Source organism: Actinomadura sp. BRA 177 (assembly GCF_013372625.1).
Classification (GTDB): Bacteria; Actinomycetota; Actinomycetes; order Streptosporangiales; family Streptosporangiaceae; genus Spirillospora.
Genome location: NZ_JABXFD010000699.1, coordinates 1 through 1,724, shown reverse-complemented (window position 1 = coordinate 1,724; position 1,724 = coordinate 1). Strand labels below are relative to the sequence as shown.

General features: G+C 69.5%; 2 protein-coding genes. Both read right to left on the bottom strand.

Annotated features, from left to right (window positions below; all coding sequences use genetic code 11):
• Nucleotides 1-45: 45 nt before the first annotated feature.
• Nucleotides 46-555, bottom strand: a complete 510-nt coding sequence (locus tag HUX53_RS38415; RefSeq protein ID WP_176408184.1) for a pyridoxamine 5'-phosphate oxidase family protein — start codon at nucleotides 553-555, stop codon at nucleotides 46-48.
• 2 nt (nucleotides 556-557) lie between these two features.
• Complete coding sequence (locus tag HUX53_RS38410) at nucleotides 558-1,646, bottom strand: serine hydrolase domain-containing protein (protein WP_176408183.1); 1,089 nt, start codon at nucleotides 1,644-1,646, stop codon at nucleotides 558-560.
• Nucleotides 1,647-1,724: the final 78 nt, after the last annotated feature.

The following is a 1,724-nucleotide window of genomic DNA, read 5'->3' as shown; positions in this document are numbered from 1 at the left end:
GAGATGGGTATAAGAGCCAGGAGCGGGTGGGGCTGTGTCTTGGCGTTAGGTGGTGGGGGTGTAGCGGGTTTGGGCGAAGGTGCCCTTGGAGAAGGTGAGAATCTTGGACGGGCGTACTGCGAAGACGTGTGCTTGGCCGCCGTCGGAGTGGGTGAATCCGCTTGCGGTGGGCTGGAAACGCCACTCGCCGTTCCATTTGGTCGCCCAGGCGGCGGCGAGCCGTTCGAGATCGGCGCGTGTGGTGACGCGTTCGGCCGCGCCTTCGACGATCACGTCGAGACCGTCGTCCCAGCGGTTGCAGCCGGTGGTCAGGGCGACCTGTGGGTTGCCGGTGAGGTTCAGGGCCTTCTGCTCTGCGGGGCCCGTGCTGAAGTGGAGCGCCTCGTCCAGCCACACGGCCACAAGAGGCGTGACATGAGGGCGTCCGTCGGAGCGGACGGTGGTGATCCAGAAGAGTTGCGCGGATTCCAGGGCCTCCAGGGTCGTTTCCCAGGGCACCGGCTCGGCGTCCGGGGCGCTGAAGCGTGCGTCGAGCTGGGGAGTCGGGTTCTTCATGGTCACTCCGATCGTGCGGAAAAGGCGATTCGGTCGATTTGCGAGGCCGCCGTCATGTCGGGGCTGAAGCGATTGCGCATCACCGCGAAGGCGATGCCCGAGTCGATGTCGGCGTACGCGGCCGAGCCGTTCATGCCGACCATGCCGAAACTTGAGCCGGGACGGGGCCGCAGGCCGGGACTGAAGCCGAAAGCCCAGGCCGCCGGCATCTCCATGACCTCGTCCATGCCCTCGTAGTGCAGTGCCGCCAGCTCGGCTCGGCGGCCGGGCGAGAGCAGGTCGACCCCGTCGACGTGGCCCAGTAGGGCGGAGTAGATGCGGGCTGCCGCGCGGGCGGTCATCGTGCCGGCCGAGGGAATGTCCGAGCAGAGGACGTCCGGCCGGTTGGCGTAGGCGGCATCGGGTCGGATGCCCGGCGGGTTCGCCTTGTCGGGCGGTGATCCGGGCTCCGGCGGGCCGGGCGGTGATTCCACCGGCGCTACCTGACGTGCCACCCGATCCAGCAGGGGCTCGGGCACGCCGAAGTGGACCTCGTCCTCGATGCCCAGCGGACGGGTGATCGCCTCGCGGAGCCACCACGCCAGGGTGCGTCCCGTCGCGCGCCGCACGATCTCGCCGAGGAGGAAACCGAACGTCTGCGCGTGGTAGCCGAAGCGAGTGCCCGGCTCCCACCAGGGCCTGGACTCGGCGAGCACCGCGCACATGTGGTCCCAGTCGCACAGATCCTCGACCGTGGTGTCGTAGGGCGGGGCGGGAACACCCGCGGTGTGAAGGAGGACGTGGCGGAGCGTCACCCCGCCTTTGCCGTGGGCGGCGAACTCGGGCCAGACGTCGGCCGCCCTCATGTCGTACGCGAGTTCCCCGCGCTCCACGAGGACGTGCGCCACCGCCGACGCCACACCCTTGGCGGTGGACGCCGCATAGAAGAGCGTGTCCGGCGTGACAGCCCGCCCGCGTGCTAGGTCGGCCGCACCGGCGACGACGTCCGCGACCACCCGTCCCCGCTCTATGACCGCGACCTGCAGACCGACCTCGGCGCCGGACGCGACCAGAGCATCAACGCCCCCCTGAACCTGCTCCTGCAACGACATCACCGGACATCCCCATCGTCGATCAGAGATGCCCCGCGCGCGGATTCGGCCATCCCCACCCCGTCCTCGCCTGAGCGC